General features: G+C 74.1%; 20 protein-coding genes. 12 read left to right on the forward strand and 8 right to left on the reverse strand.

The genetic code is table 11. From position 1 onward, the window contains the following. Positions 1-331 precede the first annotated feature (331 nt). The 4 genes from OEY_RS0125010 to OEY_RS29500 all read left to right on the forward strand — a co-directional run bounded on the left by OEY_RS0125010 (position 332) and on the right by OEY_RS29500 (position 8,717). A complete protein-coding gene (locus tag OEY_RS0125010) occupies positions 332-1,798 on the forward strand; it encodes a TIGR02677 family protein (RefSeq protein ID WP_029540225.1) in 1,467 nt (488 codons plus the stop codon). Further along, positions 1,795-3,159, forward strand: a complete 1,365-nt coding sequence (locus OEY_RS0125015) for a DUF2398 family protein (RefSeq protein ID WP_010596479.1) — start codon at positions 1,795-1,797, stop codon at positions 3,157-3,159. The genes OEY_RS0125010 and OEY_RS0125015 overlap by 4 nt, the downstream gene beginning before the upstream one ends. Then, positions 3,156-7,301 carry a TIGR02680 family protein gene (locus OEY_RS0125020; RefSeq protein WP_010596480.1) on the forward strand — a complete coding sequence of 1,382 codons (4,146 nt, stop codon included), beginning with the start codon at positions 3,156-3,158 and terminating at the stop codon, positions 7,299-7,301. Before OEY_RS0125015 ends, OEY_RS0125020 begins: the two co-directional genes overlap by 4 nt. Before the next feature lie 486 nt (positions 7,302-7,787). Further along, entirely contained in the window at positions 7,788-8,717 is a 930-nt protein-coding gene (locus OEY_RS29500; RefSeq protein WP_010596481.1) for a helix-turn-helix domain-containing protein, read from the forward strand. A gap of 223 nt (positions 8,718-8,940) precedes the next feature. Here OEY_RS29500 and mshC read toward each other — a convergent pair whose 3' ends face one another. From mshC to OEY_RS0125055, 5 genes are read right to left on the reverse strand one after another with little or no spacing between them, the layout of a single operon-like run. After that, entirely contained in the window at positions 8,941-10,182 is a 1,242-nt protein-coding gene (mshC, locus tag OEY_RS0125035) for a cysteine--1-D-myo-inosityl 2-amino-2-deoxy-alpha-D-glucopyranoside ligase (protein WP_010596482.1), read from the reverse strand. A 51-nt stretch (positions 10,183-10,233) separates the two neighbouring features. Then, positions 10,234-11,037, reverse strand: a complete 804-nt coding sequence (locus OEY_RS0125040) for an SCO1664 family protein (protein WP_010596483.1) — start codon at positions 11,035-11,037, stop codon at positions 10,234-10,236. Between the two features lie 4 nt (positions 11,038-11,041). After that, entirely contained in the window at positions 11,042-11,626 is a 585-nt protein-coding gene (locus OEY_RS0125045; protein WP_010596484.1) for a DUF3090 domain-containing protein, read from the reverse strand. Between the two features lie 42 nt (positions 11,627-11,668). Beyond that, the gene (locus OEY_RS0125050; protein WP_010596485.1) at positions 11,669-12,349 is read right to left on the reverse strand and encodes a histidine phosphatase family protein; all 681 of its coding nucleotides are present in this window, start codon (positions 12,347-12,349) and stop codon (positions 11,669-11,671) included. A gap of 55 nt (positions 12,350-12,404) precedes the next feature. After that, entirely contained in the window at positions 12,405-13,238 is an 834-nt protein-coding gene (locus OEY_RS0125055) for an undecaprenyl-diphosphate phosphatase (protein ID WP_010596486.1), read from the reverse strand. 203 nt (positions 13,239-13,441) lie between these two features. Here OEY_RS0125055 and OEY_RS0125060 point away from each other — a divergent pair, with 203 nt between their 5' ends. The 5 genes from OEY_RS0125060 (at position 13,442) to OEY_RS0125080 (ending at position 18,124) form a co-directional block, all read left to right on the forward strand. Beyond that, a complete protein-coding gene (locus OEY_RS0125060) occupies positions 13,442-14,380 on the forward strand; it encodes an aldo/keto reductase (RefSeq protein ID WP_010596487.1) in 939 nt (312 codons plus the stop codon). Between the two features lie 102 nt (positions 14,381-14,482). Next, positions 14,483-15,157: a biliverdin-producing heme oxygenase gene (locus OEY_RS0125065; RefSeq protein WP_010596488.1), complete on the forward strand. Its 675-nt coding sequence runs from the start codon at positions 14,483-14,485 to the stop codon at positions 15,155-15,157. Then, the gene (locus tag OEY_RS0125070) at positions 15,154-16,164 is read left to right on the forward strand and encodes a heme/hemin ABC transporter substrate-binding protein (RefSeq protein ID WP_010596489.1); all 1,011 of its coding nucleotides are present in this window, start codon (positions 15,154-15,156) and stop codon (positions 16,162-16,164) included. Before OEY_RS0125065 ends, OEY_RS0125070 begins: the two co-directional genes overlap by 4 nt. Continuing rightward, complete coding sequence (locus tag OEY_RS0125075) at positions 16,161-17,240, forward strand: FecCD family ABC transporter permease (RefSeq protein WP_010596490.1); 1,080 nt, start codon at positions 16,161-16,163, stop codon at positions 17,238-17,240. The genes OEY_RS0125070 and OEY_RS0125075 overlap by 4 nt, the downstream gene beginning before the upstream one ends. Beyond that, positions 17,237-18,124, forward strand: a complete 888-nt coding sequence (locus tag OEY_RS0125080) for a heme ABC transporter ATP-binding protein (RefSeq protein ID WP_051009416.1) — start codon at positions 17,237-17,239, stop codon at positions 18,122-18,124. The genes OEY_RS0125075 and OEY_RS0125080 overlap by 4 nt, the downstream gene beginning before the upstream one ends. Here the strand turns inward: OEY_RS0125080 and OEY_RS0125085 are convergent. After that, entirely contained in the window at positions 18,077-18,424 is a 348-nt protein-coding gene (locus OEY_RS0125085; RefSeq protein WP_010596492.1) for a hypothetical protein, read from the reverse strand. The genes OEY_RS0125080 and OEY_RS0125085 overlap by 48 nt on opposite strands. Positions 18,425-18,561: 137 nt before the next feature. Here OEY_RS0125085 and OEY_RS0125090 point away from each other — a divergent pair, with 137 nt between their 5' ends. From OEY_RS0125090 to OEY_RS0125100, 3 genes are read left to right on the forward strand one after another with little or no spacing between them, the layout of a single operon-like run. Next, positions 18,562-19,572 carry a hypothetical protein gene (locus tag OEY_RS0125090; protein ID WP_010596493.1) on the forward strand — a complete coding sequence of 337 codons (1,011 nt, stop codon included), beginning with the start codon at positions 18,562-18,564 and terminating at the stop codon, positions 19,570-19,572. Then, positions 19,572-19,832: a DUF5703 family protein gene (locus OEY_RS0125095; protein WP_017682199.1), complete on the forward strand. Its 261-nt coding sequence runs from the start codon at positions 19,572-19,574 to the stop codon at positions 19,830-19,832. The genes OEY_RS0125090 and OEY_RS0125095 overlap by 1 nt, the downstream gene beginning before the upstream one ends. Before the next feature lie 41 nt (positions 19,833-19,873). Then, positions 19,874-20,944, forward strand: coding sequence for a quinone-dependent dihydroorotate dehydrogenase (locus tag OEY_RS0125100; protein WP_010596494.1), 1,071 nt, complete (start codon positions 19,874-19,876; stop codon positions 20,942-20,944). Positions 20,945-21,052: 108 nt separating this feature from the next. Here OEY_RS0125100 and OEY_RS0125105 read toward each other — a convergent pair whose 3' ends face one another. Together OEY_RS0125105 and OEY_RS0125110 are read right to left on the reverse strand one after the other, a co-directional pair. Then, the gene (locus OEY_RS0125105; protein WP_010596495.1) at positions 21,053-21,586 is read right to left on the reverse strand and encodes a YbhB/YbcL family Raf kinase inhibitor-like protein; all 534 of its coding nucleotides are present in this window, start codon (positions 21,584-21,586) and stop codon (positions 21,053-21,055) included. A 29-nt stretch (positions 21,587-21,615) separates the two neighbouring features. After that, the coding region (locus OEY_RS0125110; RefSeq protein ID WP_010596496.1) for a M20/M25/M40 family metallo-hydrolase at positions 21,616-22,495 on the reverse strand (880 nt) is incomplete at its 5' end.

A 22,495-nucleotide genomic window follows, 5' to 3' on the forward strand; every position in this document is an offset into this window, starting at 1 on the left:
GATCGAGGCGACGAACTGCGGGCCGAGATCGTCGACCTGCGCGGCGAGCGGGACCGGCTCCGGGGCGAGCTCGCCGCGGCACACGCCGCGGCGGCCGAGACCCGCCGCGAGGCGGACCCGACGGAGACGACGCCGGCCGAGAGCTGACCGAGCGGCGACGTTCCCGACCCCGGCGACGACCGGACGCCCACGCGAGGCACGGCGGCGCCTCCCGCCCCGGGTGTGGCACGCACGGCACCGGGGGTTGCGTGGCACGTGGGCCGCCCCCGCCTACCCTGTCACGGTGAACGAAACGCAGCCGCCCGCCGGGCACACCGACCCGGGGCCCGGGGTGCAGCACGATCGGCTCCGGTTGTTCTCGTTCGCCACGGCCGAGAAGCGGGCCGAGTACCTCTGGGTGCTGCGGGCTTTCGACATCGCTCGGGCCAACTACGTCGTGCTGCTGCACGCCGCCGAGGTCGCGGCGATCCTCGAGCGGACCGGCTCGACGGATCCGGCGGCGGCACTGTCCGCCCAGGACGTGGCGCCCCTCCTCGAGCAGCTGCACGCCTGGGGGGTGCTCGAACGCAGCTACGACGGCACCCGGGTGGCGTCGCTGGCCGAGTACCGCAACCGGCACTACGTGTATCAGTTCGGCCGGGCCGGCTACCACGCCTTCCGGGCGGTCGAAGAGGTGCTGAGCGCGCGCGGCGAGGACGCGTCGCTGTCGCGTCTCGCCCTGGCGGATCTACTGGCCGACCTGACCGAGCTGGCGGCGGCGAACGACGCCGGGGACGGCGAGCTCGTCTACCGCAAACTGTCGCGGCTGGACACGACGTTGTCGGACATGGCCGAGCGGGCCGCCGGGTTCTACCTGATGCTCGGCGACCTGGTGCGCACCACCGAGGTCACACCCGAGTCGTTCCTGGCGCACAAGGATGCGGTGCTGGCCCACATGCGGGAGTTCAGCACCGACCTGGCCCGCTACGGTCCTAAACTCGCGGCGGCGCTGGCGCGGGTGCAGGAGACCGGGATCGACCGCATGCTCGGGTTCGCCGCCGCGCACGACGAGCGGATGCTGTTGTCCGTGGCCGAGCGGCACGCGGACTGGTGGGCCCGGTGGCGTGGGCTCGAGCGGTGGTTCGTCGGCGCCGCCGACGTGCCCAGCGAGTCGGAGCGGCTCCGGGACGGCACGATGAGCGCGATCGCGGCGGTGCTGGCGCTGCTGCGGCGATTGACGGAGACCCGCCGGGGCGGGGTCAGCCGCGAATCGCAGCTGCGGCACCTGGCCGCCTGGTTCGCGGCCGCGCCGGACGAGCAGTCGGCGCACGCGCTGTTCGACGCGGTGTTCGACCTGGGCCGCCCGCGGCACTTCTCCGTCGTGCATCCCGACCCGGAGACGGTCCCGGTGACGACGTCGTGGTGGGACGCGCCACCCGTGCCGATCGCCCGGACGCTGGCCGAGACCGGGCGCACCCCGTCGGCGGGAGCGCCGGCGCGGGTGCAGCGCAACGAATCCGGGGTCCGGCGGTTGCGGGAACGGCAGCTGGCGACGCAGCGGGCGCGGGCCGAGGCGGCACGCTCCCTCGCGGCGGGCGGCGTGGACGAGCGGGAGTTGTCCGAGCCGGAGACCGAGGTGCTGTTGGGTCTGCTCGACGCGGCGCTGTCGGCGCGGGTTCCGGTCAGCGGCACCGTGCCGGGTGCGACGGGCACCCAGAACGGGGTGCGGCTGACGCTGAGCCCGGCCCCGGAGGGCACGGTGGTCCGGACGGCGCGGGGCCGGCTGCATCTGGACGGGCTGCGGGTGAGCGTGCAGTGAGCGCCCGGCGGATCTCGCCGCTCGACCGGGATTCCTACCAGCGGGCGGCACGGCTGATCCTCTCGCACCACCTGGTGACCACCCGATACCCCGACCGGGCCGCGCTGCCGCTGCTGCGCCGGTGGGCGACGGAGCTGCGGGAGGACCTGCTCGAGTTGTTCGGGTACCGGCTCGAGGTGACCGAGACGACCGCGCGGTTGTTCACCGTCGCCGACCGGCTCGATCCCGGGGGCGGGGCGCGCTCGGTGACCGACCGGCCCTTCGACCGTCGCCGGTACGCATATCTGGCGCTGGCGCTGGCGGCGCTGGGCCGCGCGGGTGGGCAGATCACCCTGTCGGAGCTGGCCGAGCAGGTCGCGTCCGAGGCGGGACAGGTGCCCGGGGTCGAACTGGCTCCCGAGCGGGCGACGGACCGGGACGCGTTCGTCGACGCGGTGGCGTGGCTGGCGGCGCGGGGGGCGATCGCGCTGGCGGACGGCGACGCCGGGGGCTGGGTGTCGGACCCGGAGCGAGGTGAGGCCCTCTACGACATCGACCGGCCCGTGGTGGCGGCGTTGTTCCGGCCGCCGCGGGCGCTGCAGCACCTGAATTCGGTGCGGGGCCTGCTCGCCGCCGGTGACCGCCGCGACGGGGACCGGAGCGTGGGCACCGCGGAGGTGGCGCGGCGGGTGCGCCGGGCGCTGGTGCAGCGGCCGGTGGTGTATGCCGAGGAACTCGACGACGAGGCGCGGCTGCAGCTGGCGCTGCCGCGCACGACCGCGGGAATCGAACTGTTGACGGGGCTGGTGGCCGAGCGCCGCGCGGAGGGCGTCGCGCTGGTGGACTCGTCGGGGCGGATGTCGGATCTGCGGTTTCCGGGGGTGGGGACGGTTCCGCAGGTGGCGTTGTTGCTGGCCGGGGAGATCTGCGCGCGGGTGTCGGAGCCGGGGTGCGAACCGGTGCGGTTGCCGCGGCCGGTGGACGCGGAGGCCGAGCTCGAGGCGGGATTGGACGCCGCGATCCCGGCGGCCGGGGTGTTCGCGCCGCTGGCGGGTGACGCGGCTGCGGCGGATGCGCCCCCGGGGTCGCGGCCGGCGCCGGCGCATCCGCTGGTCGAGGACAGTTGGCTGGCGGAGACGGTGGCGCGGCTGGCCGACGAGTTCGGTCGTACCTTCGCCGCGCAGTGGCAGGCCGATCCGGCCGGTCTGCTGGAGGCGGCGGTGACGGTGTTGGAGCGGCAGCGGCTGGTGGCCCGGGTGCCCGGCGGGGTGCTGGCGTTGCCGGCGCTGGCCCGGTTCCGGGGGGTGGTGGTGACGGTGCGCGAACGCGATCCGCGTCTCGCGCTGGCCGGCGAGGATTCGAACGAAGCGGAGATGTCGTGAGCAGTGCCCGTTTCCGGCCCACCCGGGCCGGGATCATCAACCTGTGGGACTACCGGGATCAGGAGTTCTCGTTCGCGGACGGTCGGCTGGTGCTGCGGGGGCCCAACGGGTCGGGCAAGACCAAGGCGCTCGAGGTGCTGTTCCCGTTCGTGTTCGACGGTCGCATCGAGCCGCGGCGGTTGAACCCGTTCGCCGGCGAGGAGCGCACGATGCGGTCCAACCTGCTGTATCAGGGGCAGGACAGTGCGTATTCGTATGTGTGGATGGAGTTCTGCCGCGGGCGCCGGGACGATCCGGAGGCGGTGACGGTGGGGGTCGGGATGCGCGCGGCGCGCGGCCACGACAAGGTCACGCGGTGGTATTTCGTCGTCGACGGCCGGGTCGGTGTGGACTTCTCGCTGCTGGATGCGGCCGATCGTCCGCTGACGCGGCGGCAGCTGATCGAGGAGGTCGGTGCCGATGCGGTCACGGACCGGCCGGTGGACTACCGGGCGGCGATCGATGCGCGGTTGTTCGGGCTCGGGATCGAGCGTTACGAGCAGCTGATCAACCTGATCCTGACGTTGCGCCGGCCGCAGCTGGCGAAGAATCTGGATCCGAAGGGGTTGTCGCAGGCGCTCACCGACGGGTTGCGGCCGCTCGACGAGCAGCTGGTGCTCGAGGCGGCGCGGTCGTTCGCCGACATGGAGGAGGTGTCCCGCACACTGGAGTCGTTGGCGGCGGCCGACGACGCGGCGCAGAGGTTCGTCGCGGTGTATACGACCTACCTGGGTCAGCAGGCTCGCGCCGACGTGGACCGGCTGGGGGCCCGGCTGGCGGCGGTCGACGCCGGCACGTCGGAGTGGACGGCGTCGGTGGCGGCGTTCGAGCGGGCCGGGGTGGAGCGGGCGCTGACGCTCGAGCGGCTCGAGGTCGCGGAGCGGGACCTCGAGCAGACCCGCGCGACGCTCGAGGCGCTGCAGCGGTCGAGCGCGTACGAGGGTAAGCAGCAGCTCGACGATCTGGCGCAGGTGGTGGCGGATCTCGAGCGCACCACGGCCGGGCAGGCGGAGCAGGCGCAGCGCGCGCGGGTGGAGCTGGCGCAGCGTGAGGAGGAGGCGCGGCGGGCCGCGGAGGCGGCCGCGGACGCGGCGTCCGCGGCACACCGCGCCGAGGACGCGCTCGCCGGGGCGGCGCGCGATGCGGGTGTCGAGTGGGCGGGGCCGGGCGGGGACATCGGCGGTGACCAGATCGCGGCGACGGTCGCCGCGTGTGCGGAGGAGCGGGCCGCGGATGTGCGCGCGGTGCGGGCGGCGGTGGCGGCCGCGGAGGGGGCGTCGGCGGCGCGGGTGCGGGCGGAGGCCGCGGCCGAGCGCGCCCGGGCGCAGCGCGAGTCGGCCCGGGCGGCGGTGGACGCGGCGGACGCGGCGGTGGAGTCGGCCCGCGCGGAGGCGTCGACCCTGTTGCGGGAGTGGTGGACCGGTCATCGGGACGCATGGTCGGGGGTCGACGGGCCGGAGGAGCTGTTCGAGGCGCTGGCTGCGGCGATCGCGGCGGCCGGCGACGACGAGGCGGCGACACCGGCGGCGGTGCTGGCCGAGCGTACGGCATCGGTGGTCGAGGAGTTGCGGTTCCGCGGCCGTGGCCTGGAGGCGGAGATCACGCACGGACGGGAGCGGATCGCGCTGTTGGAGGCCGAGCGGGACATGATCGAGGCCGAGCGCGACGACGCTCCCCCGGCGTTCCCTGCGTCGACCGCGGGGACCGGCACGTCGGGCGCGCCGCCGTGGCGGGCGGGGCGGTTCGCGGACGCGGTGAGCGCGGAGGCGGCCGCGGGCCTCGAGGCGGCGCTGGAGGCGGCGAACCTGTTGACGGGCTGGGTGTGCGGCGGGGCGGGAGACGTGCCCGCGGGGGCGACGGTGCTGGTGCCGGCGCCGCCGGCGCAGCGGCCCGCGGGCCGGACGTTGGCCGACGTGCTGGTCGTGGAACCGGATACCGGGGTGCCGGCCGAGCGGGTGCGGGAGGTGCTGGCGTCGGTCGCGGTGCCGGACGTGGTGACGGACGAGACCGGCCCGGCGGTCGACGAGCGTGGCGGCTACCGCCAGGGGGTGCAGCTGGGTCGGTACACGAAGGCGGAGGCCGAGTACATCGGGGCGACCGCGCGGGCCCGTCGCCGGCGCCTGCGATCGGCCGAGCTCGACGCGGAGATCGCCGAGGTGCGGGCGCGGGTGGCGGACGCGGAGTCGGCGCGGGTGGCGGTCGGCGAACGGCTGGCGCGGCTGGATGGGGCCGCGGCGGCGGTGCCGCGCACCGGCGCGGTGCTTGCGGCGTTGCGGAAGGTCAGTGAGTGCGCGGGGGCGTTGCGCACCGCCGGGGAGGCGGCGGCCGCGGCGGACCGGGACCTCGATCAGGTGATCGCCGAATGCTCCGTGAAGGAGCGGCAGGTGCGGTCGGTGGCGGCCCGGTACCGGGCGCCGCACACGGTCCGCGAGCTCGAGCAGCTGGCGGCGGCGATCCGGTTCTTCGAGTCGCAGGGCCAGGTGTTGTTGCGTGCCCGGCGGGAGCGGGTGGCCGCGGTCGAGCGGGCGCGGGAGGCGCAGGCGCGGCGCGACGACACCCGGGTGGCGGCCGGTGCGTCCGCCGAACGGGCGGTCACGGCCGAGGAGTCGCTGCGGCAACAGCAGCAGCGGCTGGCGACACTGCGTGAGGCGTTGGGCGCCGACGCGCAGCAGATCGACGCGCAACTCGCACAGGCCCGCGAACGGATCGAGGCGGCGCGGACGGAGCAACGCGCCGCGCGCCGCGCGCACGACGAGGCGGTCGAACGGCTCGGGAAGGCGGAGGCGGCGCATGTCGCGGCGGAGCAGGCGCTGCGGTCGGCGTTGACCGAGACGCGGGCCGATGCGGCACAGCTGGCGCCGTATGCGCGGCCGGATGTGCTGGCGCTGCTGGGGATCTCGGAGGAGCTGCGGTGGCCGTCGGCGGCAGTGGAGTGGCCGGCGCCGGAGCAGGCTCGGCTCACCCGGGCGGCCGGGGACGTGCCTGCGGTGCCCGCGGCGGTGGGGGCGCTGTACGCGGCGCTGGCGGCGGCGACGGCGACGGTCAAGGGCGGGGACGGGGCCCGCAAGGCGGCCCGGTCGGCGTTGACGGCGGCGTTGCAGGAGTTCGACGGTCAGCTCGCGGCGGCCGGTCAGGACTATCGGCTGCAGTGGGATGCGCCGGAGGGGTTGACGGTGGTGCGGGTGCAGGACGAGCAGGGGTTCTCGTCGGTGGCGGAGTTCGCGGTGCGGATCGGGGCGGCGCGGCGGGAGCAGGAGCTGCTGTTGACCGACGCGGAGCGGCGCATCCTCGAGGATGCGCTGTTGGCGGGCTTGGCGCAGCAGATCCACGAGCGCACCGAGGACGCGCGGGAGCTGATCGCCCGGATGGGGACGGAGATGCGGCAACGGCGCATGTCGTCGGGGACGACGGTGGGAGTGCGATGGGTGCTGGCCGATCATCTCGACGATCAGGCACGGGCGGTGTGCCGGCTGCTGGATCGGGAGGTGTCGGCGCTGGGTCCGGAGGAGCTGGCGCGGGTGCGGGCGCATTTCGCGGCGCGGATCCGGGCGGAGCGGGCGGCGCATCCGGAGCGGTCGTATCCGGAGATCCTGGCGACGACGCTGGACTACCGGCGGTGGCGGGTGTTCTCGTTCGGGTTGATCGGCGCGGACGGCACGGAGGATCGGTTGACGGTGGCGCGGCATTCGGCGTTGTCGGGGGGTGAGCAGTCGGTGTCGCTGCATCTGCCGTTGTTCGCGGCGGCGCACGTGATGCTGGATTCGGCGGATCCGCAGGCGCCGCGGTTGCTGGCGTTGGACGAGGCGTTCGCCGGGGTGGACGACAACGGGCGTGCGGAGTTGCTGGGGTTGAGTGTGCAGTTCGATCTGGATCTGTTCATGACCGGCTACGACCTGTGGATCACCTATGCCGGGGTGCCGGCGTGCGCGCACTACGATCTGGCGCATTCGGTGGCCGAGCACACGGTCGGGGCGACGCTGCTGGTGTGGTCGGAGGGCGGGTTGCTCGCCGAGCACGACGGGTCGGATCTGGCGGCGGCGCTGGGGTCGCCGGGGACGCGGCGGGTGCCGGCGCCGGTGAAGGGGGCGCTCGAGTTCGCGTAGGGGTGCGGGTACTCCCGGATCGATGCGGGAGGCGGCGCATCCCCCTCTGCTCCGATGCGCCGGACGGTGGGTTCCGCTTCGGGGCTGTGGAAGCAGGGTCGCCAAGTTCGGTTTTTCTTTAGGTTCCGCTGCGCTCGGATTCTCTCGGTGCCGGGGTGCGGCGTCGCCGACCGCAGGCCCCGCCGACGCCGAGTCAGGGCCCCCGACTACGGCATCGATCGGCACCACACCGGATTCGACGGATGCTGTCGCCACCCGGTCGTCGGCGCTGCGCGCTGCCGAATCCACGGCAACGGGCAGACCGACGAGCTGCGGCGGAGCGTTGACCCCCGTCCGGTCCGATGCAAAGATGATCAACCACACGCGGTCGAACGCGTGTGCGAAAACTCAACAGGAAGGCCCGCCGCGACTGCCACCGCGACGGGCCGGATGTCCGACTGAAAAGGAGTCGAACATGCGACAGCATACTCATGCGCAGGTGACGCCATGAGCATCGAAGCGATCATCTGGGCACTTGAACGCGCCGCGATCCCCTCCCCCACGCCGCCCGGCATGCCGTCGGCGCCGGCGCTGACCGTGGTCCTGATCAGCCTGGCGAATCACGCGTCCCGGCACGGCGAGGGCGCCTATCCATCCGTGCGCACCCTCGCCGGCTACGCCCGGATGAGCGAACGGCAGGTGCAACGCTGCCTTGCCGCCCTCGTCCAGCTCGGTCTCATCTCCCGCGGCGACCAGCAGCGCGTCGCCGCCACCATCGCTCGCGAGGACCGTCGCCCCACCTGCTACAACCTGGCGATGCGGCGGGGCGACACATCGTCACCCCGCTCCCGCGCACGGGGCGACAACTGTGCCCCCGACGGGGTGACAGTCGAGCGGCCACGGGGTGACACGCATGTCACCCGAACCGTCCTCGAACCAAGAGATGAACCTGCTGCGTCGCGCCCGGCGCCTCCCGCCCGCGCCGCGAAGGCGGCGCAGCGGCCGCATCATCCGCAGATCGAGACACTGGCCGCGGCATGCCGCCGGGCCGGGCTCACCGCCCGGTTCGACACCCTCACCGCGGAGAAGGCCTCGATAATCACGCACTCGGTCGACGTCCACGGCATCGACGCGCTCGTGCGCGCGGCACTCGCACGCCATCGACCACACGATCCCGCCCGCTCGGCGGCGGCGTGGATCCCGACCTGGCAGGAACTGCGCCCGCCGCGGCCGAAACGTCCACCCACCTGCGGCAACTGCGAGGAGTACGGCTGGCGACCTGACGACGAACTCGGCAGAGCAGTTCGCTGCCCGTGCCGCCGCGCCGGATTCGAGTGGCCGGAGGCACCCCCCGGAGTGCCGAGCGCACGCAAGCGGACCGAATCCTGCTCCGCCCACGACCGCACTCACCGGACGTTGTGTGCGAGTAGTGCGTGACGCGGACGGAGTGTCTGTTCGCCGTGGTCGGTCCGATGGATCCACATTGCGCCGCGACGACGCCGCCGGCGGGCGATTCGTCCACGAGTCGCACCGCCAGGGGCCTTTTCGGCGAGTGCCGGTGGTGGCGGAGACCTACGGCCCGGCACCGGAGTTCCGCAGCGCACATCTCGTCGTTACGCCTCGGCGTGTCGCGACGAGATGTGCACACTCGAAATGAGCTCTATCGCAGTGGGATGCCGAGCAGGGCGTCGACGGCGTCCGCGAATACGGCGGGTGCCGAGGGGTCGTCGCCGCCGTGCTCGACCGCGAACTTCGCCCACGCATCCAGTGCGTCGAGGGCCTTGGGCGTGTCGAGGTCGTCGGCGAGGTGCTGGCGCAGCCGGGCGACGGTGTCGTCGACCGAAGCCGCGGACGGCAGGGCCGCGGCGTCGCGCCACCGGGCGAGGCGGGCCTGGGCGTCGGCGAGGACCTGGTCGGTCCAGGCCCGGTCGGTGCGGTAGTGCCCGGCGAGCAGACCCAGGCGGATGGCGGCGGGGTCGACGCCCTGGCCGCGGAGTTTGGAAACGAAGACGAGGTTGCCGCGGGACTTCGACATCTTCTCGCCGTCGAGGCCGATCATCCCGGTGTGCACGTAGTGCCGGGCGAAGCGGCGCTCGCCGGTAACGGCCTCGGCGTGGGCGGCGGAGAACTCGTGGTGCGGGAAGATCAGGTCGCTGCCACCGCCCTGGACGTCGAAGCCGCTGCCGATCCGGTTGAGGGCGATCGCGGCGCATTCGATGTGCCAGCCGGGGCGGCCGTCGCCGAACGAGGACGGCCAAGCCGGTTCGCCGGGCCGCTGCGCGCGCCAGAGCAGCGCGTCGAGCGGGTCACGTTTGCCGGGGCGGTCGGGGTCGCCGCCGCGTTCGGCGAAGAAGTGGTCCATGGTGGCGCGGTCGTAGCCGGACTCGTAGCCGAACTGCTCGGTGGCGTCGGCGCGGAAGTACACGTCGGCGTACTCGGCGTCGTCGACGATGTAGGCGGCGCCGGAGGCGACGAGTTTCTCGACCAGTTCGACGACTTCACCGACGGATTCGACGGCGCCGATGTAGTCGCGGGGCGGCAGGACGCGCAGCGCCTCCATGTCCTCGCGGAACAGCGCGGTCTCGCGCATGCCGAGCACGATCCAGTCCTCGCCGTCGCGGGCGGCGCGTTCGAACAGCGGGTCGTCGACGTCGGTGACGTTCTGGACGTAGTGCACGTCGTGGCCCGCGTCGCGCCACACCCGATGGACCAGGTCGAAGGCGAGGTAGGTGGCGGCGTGGCCGAGGTGGGTGGCGTCGTAGGGGGTGATGCCGCAGACGTACATCGTGGCCGTGCGACCCGGGGTGACGGGGCGGACCGCGCGGTCCGCGGTGTCGTAGAGCCGCAGCGGGGGGCCCTGGCCGGGGACGGACGGGAGCGCGATGTCGGACCATGACAGCATGCGCACGAGCCTAGTGGAGGGCGCAGAGCGCTCCGGACGGAGGCCGGGTCCTCAGAACGCCGGCCAGGGGATGCGCCGCTCGCCGACGGGGCGGGGCATGACGGGGCGGCGGAGCAGGGCGGCGATGCGGCCGCGCAGGGCGGCGACCTCGCGGGCGGTGATGTAGGTGCCCAGCCGCCGGCCGAGTTCGCCGTCGAGTTCGCGGGCGAGTTTGTCCAGGTCGACCAGGAGCGACGGGTCGATCGGGCTGCCGGCCCAGCCCCACAGCACGGTGCGCAGCTTGTTCTCCTGGTGCAGGCAGATGCCGTGGTCGACGCCGTACACGCCGCCGTCGAGGCCTTCGAGGGCGTGTCCGCCCTTGCGGTCGGCGTTGTTGAGGACGACGTCGAGCACGGCCATGCGCTGCAGGCGCGGGTCGTCGGCGTGGACGAGGACGACGTCGGTGCCGTCGAGGTCGCGGGCGCGCAGGACGGGCAGCCATCCGGGAGGGACGGCGTCGAGCGGGCACAGGTCGACCAGGTCGAGGCGGCCGGGCGGGTCAGCGGGATCGGGGGTGTCGATCCACTGCTGCACCATGCCGGTCCCGAAGGGTCCCTCGCGCAGCACGGTGGTGGGGATCACCCCCCAGCCGAGGGCTTCGGAGACGAGGTAGGAGGCGACTTCCCGGCCGGCGAGAGTGCCGTCGGGGAAGTCCCACAGGGGCCGTTCCCCGCGGACGGGTTTGTACACGCAGCGCACGGTGGTCGCGCCGAGGGTGGCGTCGCACACGAGGGTGGCGTTGCTGGCGTGGACGACGCGGCCGACCACGGTGAGTTCGCCGTCCGTGAGCACGGTGCGGAGGTCGGGGCTGCCCACCGGGTCAGGTCTCCTCGCCGAGCCAGGCGGCGGGGTCGAAGCCCTCGGTGCGCAGGTACCCGTTGGTGCGGACGCAGATGTGGCCGCCGCCGACCGGTTCCCCGCACACCGGGCACGGGGTGCGGCCGGCGGCGACGACGAGTTCGGAGCGGGCGGCGAAGTCGCGGGCCTGCTGGGGGGTGAGGAAGACGCGGACGGCGTCCGGGCCCTCCTCGGCGTCGTCGAGGACGACGGACTCGTCGACCTCGGTCTCGGTGACGGCGAGCAGTTCGACGACGACGTTGCCGCTGTCGGCGTCCCAGCCCAGGCCCATGGTCCCGACGCGGAACTCCGCGTCGATGGGGGTGACGAGCGGACTGATGTCGACGTCCGGGTCCTCGGGCAGGTCGGTGCCGAAGCGGCGGTGCACCTCCTCGAGGAGCAGGCCCATACGGTCGGCGAGGATCTGCACCTGTTGCTTCTCGAGCATGACGCTCACCACCCGGGAGGCGTGCACGGCCTGCAGATAGAACACCCGGTCGCCGGGTTCACCGACGGTGCCGGCGACGAACCGGTCCGGGGTCCGGAAGACATGTATCGCGCGGGCCATCGCACCTCCTCGTTGTCGTATCCATCCGGTGTCGCTCTCCCATTATCCGCCGCGGGGGGCGACCTCCCCGCCGGGCGCGGGCGCCGGTTGGGCGGGCGGTGCGAGCCCGGACAGGTCCGAGCCGGTGTCGTTGACCCGCAGCACGAACGGGCGGGTCTCGGTGTAGCGGACGACGCTGAGGGACGCGGGCTCGGCGACGATGCGCTGGTAGCCGTCGAGGTGCGTGCCGAGCGCGTCGGCGAGGACGGCCTTGATGACGTCGCCGTGGGTGCAGGCGATCCAGACGACGTCACCGCCGTGGGCGGCGGCGAGGCGGCTGTCGTGTTCGCGGACGGCGGTGACGGCGCGGGCCTGGACCTGCGCGAGGCCCTCGCCGTCGGGGAACACGGCGGCCGAGGCGTGCTGCTGGACCACCTTCCACAGCGGTTCCTGCAGGAGTTCGCCGAGTTCGCGGCCGGTCCACTGCCCGTAGTCCACCTCGACGAGGCGGTCGTCGACGAGGGGGGTCAGGCCGCGGTCGGCGGCGAGGGGGGTCACCGTCTGGTGGCAGCGCAGCAGCGGCGAGTGCACGATCTCGGCGATGGTGAGGCCGGCGAGCCGCGCGACGAGGCCCTTGGCCTGGATGTGGCCGACCTCGTCGAGTTCGACGCCGGGGGTGCGTCCGGCGAGGACCCGGGCGGTGTTCGCCGTCGAGCGCCCGTGCCGCAGCAGGATGACCGTCATGAAGCCAGCCTAATGGGCCGGGCGCCCGACGAGCGGGCCCGGCGGGGTCCCGGCCTCAGGTGGCCGAGATGGTGCCGGTGGCGAGCAGGGCCAGGACGAGGGTGCCGAGGGCGATGCGGTAGCCGACGAACCAGTACATCGAGTGGTCGACGACGAATTTGAGCAGCCAGGCGATGGAGGCGTAGCCGACGGCGAACGCGACGGCGGTGGCGACGAACAGCTGGGCGCCGGAGGCGCTGAGGCCCTCCCCGGCGGGTTCGAACGCGTCCGGGAGGCTGAACAGGCCGGAGGCGACGACGGCGGGGATGGCGAGCAGGAACGAGTACCGGGCGGCGGCCTCGCGGGTCAGGCCGAGAAACAGGCCGGCGCTGATAGTGCCGCCGGAGCGGGACACGCCGGGGATCAGGGCGAGGGCCTGCGCGGAGCCCATGACGATGCCGTCGCGGAGGGTGAGTTCGTCGAGCTTGCGGGTCTTGCGGCCGTAGCGTTCGGCGGCGGCGATGACCAGGGCGAACACGATGAGCATGGTGGCGATGAGCCACAGGTTGCGGGCGCCGGTGCGGATCTGGTCCTTGAACAGGAAGCCGAGGACGCCGACGGGGATGGTGCCGACGATCACGTACCAGCCCATGCGGTAGTCGAGGTCGCTGCGGTGTTCGCGGTGGGCGAGGCCACGGAACCAGGCGGCGACGATCCGGACGATGTCCTTGCCGAAGAAGACCAGGACGGCCGCCTCGGTGCCGAGCTGGGTGACGGCGGTGAAGGAGGCGCCGGCGTCGGTGCCGAAGAAGATCTCCGAGACGATCCGCAGGTGGCCGGAGGACGAGATCGGCAGGAACTCGGTCAGGCCCTGCACGAGGCCGAGGACGAGCGCCTGCAGCCAGGTCATGGATTCGCCGGTCACGCGGTGCCCTCCGGGTGCTCGTGGGGACGGTCGCCGGGGGTGGGGTCGATTTTCACCTGGGCGAGGGTACGCGGCGCGGCGGAACGGTTTTCGCGGCCTCACGGCACTAGGGTGCTGGGTCAGGGGCGGCGGTCGCGGTGACGGCGGCTCGACCCCGTCGGTCGGATCATGACGAGGCGCGGGCGGATATGGAACACAGAACGGTGGGTGCGAGCGGGCTGCGGGTCTCGCGGCTCGGCCTGGGCACCCTGAGCTGGGGACGCGGCACGGACGGGGACGAGGCGGCGGCGCAGCTGTCGGCGTTCGTCGACGCCGGTGGCACCCTGGTCGACACCTCCCCCGCCTACGGTGACGGGGTGGCGCAGCGGATCCTGGCGGAGCTGCTCGACGACGTGGTGCCGCGCGATCAGCTGGTCGTGTCGGGCAGCTCGGGCATCGACACCTCGAAGGTCGGGGCGGGGCGGGTGGACTGTTCCCGTGCGGGTCTGCTCACGCAGCTGGACCGCACGCTGCGGGACCTGGGCACCGACCATCTCGATCTGTGGCAGGTGGCGACGTGGGATCCACGGACGCCGGTCGACGAGGTGGCGGCGGCGCTGGAGTTCGCGGTGACCAGCGGCCGGGCCCGGTACGTGGGGGTGCGCGGGTACCTGGGGTGGCAGCTGGCGACGGCCGCGTCGGTGGCGACGCGGCACGCACCGCTGGTGGGAACGCAGGTGGAGTATTCGCTGCTCGCGCGCGGGGTCGAGGAGGAGCTGATCCCGGCGGCCCTGCACCACGGGGTGGGGGTGTTCGCGGCGGTGCCGCTCGCGGGCGGGGTGTTGACGGGCAAGTACCGCGACGGCATCCCGGCGGACTCGCGGGGCGCCGACGACCTGCACACCGAGGAGGTGCGCAGCTATCTGACCGAGCCGGCGGCGCGGGTGGTCGAGGCGGTGGCGACGGCCGCGGACGGACTGGGGACCTCCCCGCTGGCGGTGGCGTTGGCGTGGGTGCGGGACCGGACGGGAGTGGCGTCGACGGTGGTGGGTGCGCGGGATCTGGCGCAGCTGACCGGGGTGCTGGTGACGGAGGAACTGGAGTTGCCGGCGGCGATCGCGGCGGCGCTCGACGACGTCAGTGCGTGACGTCGGGCCCCCGGGCCCGCGACCCCGCCACGAAGTTAGGTTAGCCTGTGGTCGAGGTCGGTGCACCGGCACCGGACGGCGGGCACGAGGAGGGACCGGTCGATGACCGCGATCGAGGCCGCGGGGTTCGCGCAACGGCTCCGCCGGGAGACCGCGCAGGCGCACAGCGACACCGAGAACGCGCAGTTCGTCACCGAACTGCTGGCCGGCCGGCTCACCCGGCAGGGGTATGCGGCGCTGCTCGCGCAGTCGTGGTTCGTCTACGAGACGCTCGAACGGGTCGGCCGCTCGCACGCGGGTGACCCGATCGCCGGGCCGTTCCTGGACGACGCGTTGCTGCGCACTCCGGCGCTCGAGGCGGATCTGACGTTCCTGCTCGGCCCGCGGTGGCGGGAGACGATCGCGCCGCTGCCCGCGACCGAGCGGTACGTCGCGCGGCTCGAGCAGGTGGCCGCGGTGCGCCCGGAGGTGTTCCTGGCGCACCACTACCTGCGGTATCTGGGGGATCTGTCGGGTGGGCAGATCATCCGGCGCCTGCTCGAGCGCGCGTACGGGCTGGACCGGGACGGGTTGCGGTTCTACATCTTCGACGACATTCCCCACCCCAAGCCGTTCAAGGACGCCTACCGGGCGAAGCTGGACGCGGCGCCGCTCGACGAGGGCCGGCGGCGCACGGTGATCGACGAGGCGAACCTGGTGTTCGGGCTCAACGCCGACCTGTTCGCCGATCTGGCCGCCGACCTGGACCGGTACCGCACGACTTCCGCCCTGCCATGACGCGACGCGGCATCCTCGCGTTCCTCGCCGCGGCGCTCGCGCTCGTCGCGCTGCTCGTCGGGTGTTCGACCGCCCCGACCGGGGGCGGCGGGACCGGGGCGCGCACCGCGGTGGTGGGCGACCCGAATCCGCGGCCGATCGCCGAGGCTCCCGTGCCGGCGCTGCCGGTGACGGTCCGCGGCGTCGACGGGGTCGACGTCACCGTCACCGACGCCTCCCGCATCGTGACGGCCGACCGGTCGGGCACCCTCGCCCAGACCGTGTTCGCGCTCGGTCTCGGGGACCGGCTGGTGGGTCGGTCGACGGCGGGTTTCCCCGCCGTCGAGCAGGTGCCCAACGTCACCCCCGGCGGGCACGGGCTCTCGACGGAGGCGATCTTGGCCCTGGCCCCGACGGTGGTGCTCACGGACACGTCGGTGGGGCCGCTCGCGGTGCAGGAACAGCTGCGGGCCACCGGGGTGCCCGTGGTGTTCGTCGACCCGCGCCGCACCCTGGCGACCGTGGGCGAGCAGATCCGCTTCGTCGCCCGGGCGCTCGGCGTGCCCGCGGCGGGTGAGGCACTGGCGCAGCGCACCGACGACGAGATCGCCGCGGCCCGCGCGGCGGTGCCGGACGACGGGACACCCCCGACGGTGGCGTTCCTGTATCTGCGCGGGTCGGCGATCAAGATGCTCGGCGGTCCCGGATCGGGCGCGGACGCGCTCGTCGAGGCGCTCGGCGGCCGCGACGCGGGCACCGTCGCCGGCCTGACGTCCGAGTTCACCCCGATCACCAGCGAGGCGATGATCGCCTCCGCCCCGGACGTGATCTTGATCATGACCGAGAGCCTGGCCTCCGTGGGCGGGCCCGAGGGCCTCGCCCGGCTGCCCGGCGTCGCCCAGACCCCGGCCGGGCGCGACGGCACCATCGTCGACATGGCCGACTCGGTGCTGCTGAGCTTCGGCCCGGACACCGGCCGGGTGCTCGCCGCGCTCGCCGCGGCGCTCTACCCGGCCGCACCGGCATGAGCGCCGTCGACTCCCCCGCCCCCGTCCGTCCGGCCGCCGCCCACCGCGGCCGCACCGCGGCGGTGGTCGCCGGCCTGACGGCCGCCCTGGTGGTGCTGGCGGTGCTCTCGGCGTGCCTCGGGCAGGTGCCCACCTCGCCGGCCGAGGTGATCGGCAGCGTGCTGCACCGCCTCGGGCTCGACCTCGGGCCGCTGCCGGCCCACCCGGCCGGTGAGGTCACCCTGTGGGAGGTGCGGTTCCCGCGGGTGGTGCTCGCCGTCGTGGTGGGGGCGTCGCTGGGCTGCGCGGGCGCCCTGCTGCAGGGCGTGTTCGCCAATCCGCTCGCCGAGCCCGGGGTGATCGGCGTCTCCGCCGGGGCCGCCGTCGGCGCGTGCGCGGCGATCGTGCTGGGCGGGGCGTTCACCGCCGGGTGGGCGCTGGCGGGCGCCGCGTTCGTCACCGGGCTGCTGACCACGACCCTGGTGTACGTGCTGTCGCGGTCCGAGGGCCGCACCGAGGTGGTCACGGTCATCCTCACCGGCGTGGCGGTCAACGCGTTCGCCGGCGGCCTGATCGCCCTGTTCACGTTCGTCGCCTCCCCCGCCGCGCGCGACCAGATCGTGTTCTGGCAGCTCGGCAGCCTGGGTGGGGCCACGTGGGAGGTCGTGTCGGTGGTCGCGCCGCTCGCGGTCGGCGGCGTCGTCGCGGCCGTCGTGCTCGCCCCGAAGCTGGACCTGCTCGCCCTCGGCGAGCACGTCGCGCGCCACCTCGGGGCCGACGTCGAGCGGGTACGGCAGGCCGCGATCGTCGTCGTCGCCGTCCTGGTGTGCTCCGGGGTGGCGTTCACCGGCATCATCTTGTTCGTCGGGCTCGTGGTGCCGCACCTGATGCGGATCGCGCTGGGGCCCGCGCACCGCGTGCTGATCCCGGCCGCCGCGTTGTGCGGCGCGGTGGTGCTGCTCGCCGCGGACCTCGGTGCCCGCACCCTGGTGCCGAACGCGGACCTGCCGCTGGGCATGCTGACCTCGCTGGTCGGTGGCCCGGTGTTCTTCTGGATGCTGCGCCGCACCCGGGCACGCCAGGGCGGCTGGGCGTGAGTCCGCGGCGGCCGTGGCCGGACCGGCAGGTGCCCGCCCGAGCCGGGCGGGGCGCGGTGACGCTGCGCGCCGAGCAGGTGGCCGTCCGCCGCGGCGAGCGCGTCGTCCTCGACGGCGTCGACCTCGAGGTGCGGGTCGGGGAGGTGCTCGCGCTGGTCGGGCCCAACGGCGCCGGCAAGTCCACCCTGCTGGCCGCGCTCGCCGGCGATCACCCCGTCGCGGCGGGCGAGGTGACGGTCGGTGACCGTCCGCTGGCCGAGTTCTCGGCCGCCGCCCTGGCGCGACGACGGGCGGTGCTGCCGCAGCAGCACGCGGTCGGGTTCGCCTTCACCGCCCTGCAGGTGGTGCGGATGGGCCGTGCGGTCTGGGCCCGCACCGACCGCAGCCGGGAAGACGAGACGACGGTGGCCGCGGCGCTGGCCGAGGCGGACGTCACGCACCTGGCGCACCGGCCGTTCCCCGCCCTGTCCGGCGGCGAGCGGGCCCGGGTGGCGCTGGCGCGGGTGCTGGCGCAGGACACCCAGACGCTGCTGCTCGACGAGCCCACCGCGGCCCTGGATCTGGGGCATCAGGAGACGGTGATGCAGGTGGTGCGCGGCCGCGCCGACGCCGGCACGGCCGTGGTGGTGGTGCTGCACGATCTGAATCTGGCCGCCGCGTACGCGGACCGGGTCTGTGTGCTCGCCGGAGGCCGCGTCGCCGCCGACGGCCCGCCCGCGCAGGTGCTGACCGGGGAGCTGCTCACTCGCGTGTACCACTACCCGGTGCGGGTCCATCCCCATCCCGGGACCGGCGCACCGCTGGTGCTGCCGCTGCGGGCCGGCGACGCGGCGGCGTCACCGGCCGGGCAGCCAGCCGAGCACGCGGTCGAGCCACGTCGGTGACCGGCACGGCCGGGCGCGGGCGACGGTGTCCCGCACCGCCGCCGCCACGCTGCGTTCGTCGCCGAGGTCGATCTCGGCGACCGACGCCCGCGCCCGGGCGATCACGTCCGCCGCGGTGGGCACGGTGGACGGGCCCGCGGGCCGGTACACCTCCACCCGCAGGGTGGCGCGGCGCACCCGGAACGAGAACGGCCGGCCCTCCTCGGTGCGACCGAACCCGTGCGCATGCACACCCGGGCTGAGGTATTCGACGACGAAGCCGTCGGGGGGCCGGTCGGGGGAACCGGTGGGCCAGGTCACATCGGCCTCCTGGCGGGGTGACGGGGGGCGAGGCGGCTGCGGCGCCGCCACGGCGATCAGGAACACTGGGGGTCGGGTGCGCCGCCGGCGACGGTGCCGCACGCCACCGACCCCGGGCGACGACGAGGAGCGAGACGATGGGCAGACCGGCAGCACGTGCGACCGCCGCGGCGGTGGGGTTCGCGTTGGCGCTGGTCACCGGGTGTTCCTCCTCCAGCGGCGGCGACAGCCTGCCCACCATCGACCCGGCGACCCCGGCCGTGGCGCCGGAACCGGCCGTCCCGCCGGCGGGGACGGTGCAGGCACTGGGCCGCGCCGTCGAGGCCCTCGCCGTCGATCCTGGCACGAGTACGGTCGCCGCGCTCGCCGGCGACGGGTCGCGGCTGCTGCTGCTCCGGGCCGCCGACCCCGCGGCAGCGCCCCGCGAGGTCACCCTGCCGGCCGCGGCGGCGACCGTGCTCGCCGGTGTCGACGGCGAGGTCCTCGCCCCCGGCGCCGGCGTCGTGACCCGGGTGGATGTGCGGTCGGGCGCCGTCACGGAGGTACCCGTGGACGGGGATGCGCGGGCGGCCGCCGTGCTGGCGGACGGTCGCCTCGCCGTGGGCACCGCCGACGGCGTCACCCACCTCGTGGACCCGGCGTCGGGTGCGACGCAGACCGTCCCCGGTCTGGCGTCGGTCGACGCGCTCGCCGCCGTGGGCACCGAGCTGGCCGCGCTGGATCGGCGCCAGACGTCGCTGACCGAGGTCGACGTCGCCGACGGGGATCTCGGCCTGGCGTTGCGCGCCGGGGAGGGTGCCACGCAGCTGGCCACCGACCCGTTCGGCCGGGTGCTGGTGACCGACACCCGGGGTGGGGAGCTGCACGTGTACACGCTCGATCCGCTGGTGTTGCGCCAGCGGTATCCGGTGCCGAACGCCCCGTACGGCGTCGCCTACGACAGCGCGAACGACCTCGTGTGGGTCACTTCGACCGGGAGCAACGAGGTCGTCGGCTACGATCTGTCGACCGGGATTCCGCAGGAGCGAGGCCGGTACGCGACGGTGCGGCAACCGAACTCGGTGGTGGTCGACACCGCCGGCGCCGTCCTGGTGATCGGATCCGGGACCGGGGACGGGCTGCAGAGGATCCCGATCGGGGGTGTGTGATGGCAGGTCCACGCGACGTGGGCGGCCGGTGGACGCGGATGCCGGTGGGCTGGGACACCAGCAACGACGAGTACGACTACGTGCCGCTGCGGCTGCCGCGCGACGTCTCGCGGGTCAGCGCGTCGCTCCGGCTCGCCATCCAGGCCGAGTTCCACGGGTGGGAGCTGACGCGGGTGCGGCTGTATCCCGACGGCAGCCGCCGGGTGCTGCTGCGCCGCCGCAAGACCGGCCACCACGTGCCCGAACCCACCGTTCGTTGACGCCGACCCCGGGCGCCGCCCGGGCCAGCAGGGAGTGTTCCGTGTATCGCTTGTTCCTTCGACTGCTGTTCCTGCTGCCGCCGGAGCGGATCCACCACCTCGCGTTCACCGCGATGCGGCTCGCGACCCGGGTCCCGCCGCTGCGGACGCTGATCGCGAAGGTTCTCGTCGTCGACGATCCGGTGCTGCGCAACACGGTGTTCGGGGTGACGTTCCCGGCCCCGCTCGGTCTCGCGGCCGGCTTCGACAAGGACGCGGCCGGGGTGAACGCCTGGGGTCCCCTGGGCTTCGGGTTCGCCGAGATCGGCACCGTCACCGCCCAGGCGCAGCCCGGCAACCCGGCGCCCCGGCTGTTCCGCCTGCCCGCGGACCGGGCGCTGATCAACCGGATGGGCTTCAACAACCACGGGGCCGGGGAGGCCGCGAACCGGCTGCGCACCCGCGCGCACACCGTCCCGATCGGCGCGAACATCGGGAAGACCAAGGTGGTCGCGCCGGCGGACGCGGCCGAGGACTACACCGCGAGCGCCCGGCTGCTCGGCCCGCTCGCCGACTTCGTCGTCGTCAACGTCTCGTCCCCCAACACCCCCGGGCTGCGCGACCTGCAGGCGGTCGAGTCGCTGCGGCCGCTGCTCGCGGCGGTGCTGGACACCGTGCACGTACCGGTGCTGGTGAAGATCGCCCCCGACCTGTCCGACGAGGACGTCGACGCGGTCGCCGACCTCGCCGTCGAACTCGGGCTCGCGGGCATCGTCGCCACCAACACCACCGTCCGGCGGGACGGGTTGCGCACCGATCCGGCCCTGGTCGCGGAGATCGGCGCCGGCGGGCTGTCCGGTCCCCCGGTCGCACAGCGCTCCCTCGAGGTCCTGCGCCGGCTGCACGCGCGGGTCGGGGACCGGCTGGTGCTGATCTCGGTCGGCGGCATCGAGACCGCCGAGCAGGCGTGGGAGCGGATCCTCGCCGGCGCGTCGCTGGTGCAGGGCTACACCGGTTTCATCTACGGCGGCCCGTTCTGGGCACGCCGCGTCCACAAGGGTCTCGCCCGGAAGGTGCGGGCATCCGGGTTCGCGTCGATCGGCGACGCGGTGGGCGCAGGCGCCCGCGTCTGATCCGCCGCGCCCGGATCCGGCGGGCCGGGCCACACCGCCGGACAGACACACCCCTCGGGACGGGTGCGCCTGCCCGATTCCGGTGCGGAGCCGGCCCGCCGAACGGGTCTACTGCTCGAACGTGCCGTGCAGCGTCGCGCGCGCGATCGCGTGGGAGAACACGTTGAATCCGAGGAACGCCGGGGTCGAGTCGGGGCCGACCCCGTCGAGGGTCTCCACGTCGAGGGCGTGCACGGCCACGATGTAGCGGTGCGGGCCGTGCCCGGCCGGCGGGGCCGCGCCGAGGAAGCGGTGCAGGCCGCCGTCGTTCTTCAAGGTGACCGCACCCTCGGGCAGCGCGGAGCCGGTGTCGTCGCCGGCCCCCGCGGGCAGCGACGTCACCGACGCCGGGATGTTCGCCACCGCCCAGTGCCAGAACCCGGACGCGGTGGGTGCGTCGGGGTCGAACACGGTGACGACGAAGCTCTTGGTTTCGGGGGGAAAGCCCGACCACGACAGCTGCGGGGAGATGTCCTGCCCGCCGGGCACCCCGAAGATCCCGCTGGCCTGTTCCGGCTTCAGCGGGCGACCGTCGGTGATGTCCTCGCTGGTGAGATCGAAGGTGGGCAGGTCGGGCAGCGGCGCATACGGGTCGTGGGCCATACCGGTCCTTTCTCTGGGTGCTGGTGTGCTCAGGCGTGCAGCAGGAAGTGTTCCATGACACGGGTGCCGAAGCGCAGCGCGTCGACCGGGACACGCTCGTCCACCCCGTGGAACAGCGCCGCGAAATCCAGTTCCGGGGGCAGCTGCAGCGGGGCGAATCCGAAGCAGCGGATGCCGAGCTTGGCGAAGGCCTTCGCGTCGGTGCCGCCGGAAAGCATGTACGGCACGGTCCGCCCGAGGGGATCGTGGGCCAGGATGGCCGCGTTCATCGCCTCGACGAGGTCCCCGTCGAACGTGGTCTCGTACGAGTCGAGGTCGGTGATCCATTCGCGGGTGACGTCCGGGCCGATCAGCTCGTCGACGGTGCGTTCGAACTCGGCGCGCCGGCCCGGCAGGATGCGGCAGTCGACGACGGCCTGCGCCGTCTGGGGAATGACGTTGGCCTTGTACCCGGCGTCGAGCATGGTCGGGTTGGCGGTGTCGCGCAGGGTGGCGCCGACGATGCGGGCGATGGACCCGAGCTTGGCGAGGGTGCCGTCGAGGTCCGGCGAGGCCGGATCGAAGTCGAGTCCGGTCTCCTCGGCGACGGCGGCGAGGAACTCGGCGACCGAGTCGGTCAGCACGAGCGGGAAGGTGTGCGTGCCGAGGCGGGCGACGGCCTGGGCGAGGACGGTGACGGCGTTGTCCTCGTGCAGGAACGAGCCGTGGCCCGCGCGGCCCTTGGCGGTCAACCGCATCCAGCCCAGGCCCTTCTCGGCGGTCTCGACGAGGTACAGGCGGCGCTCGCCGCCGTCGCGGCGCGGCACCGTCAGGGAGAACCCGCCGACCTCGCCGACGGCTTCGGTGATGCCGTCGAACAGGTCGGGGCGGTGCCGCACGAGCCAGTGGCTGGCGGGGGGGGCGGCGGGC

The organism is Rhodococcus sp. P14 (assembly GCF_000256505.1).
Taxonomy (GTDB): Bacteria; Actinomycetota; Actinomycetes; order Mycobacteriales; family Mycobacteriaceae; genus Rhodococcus; species Rhodococcus ruber.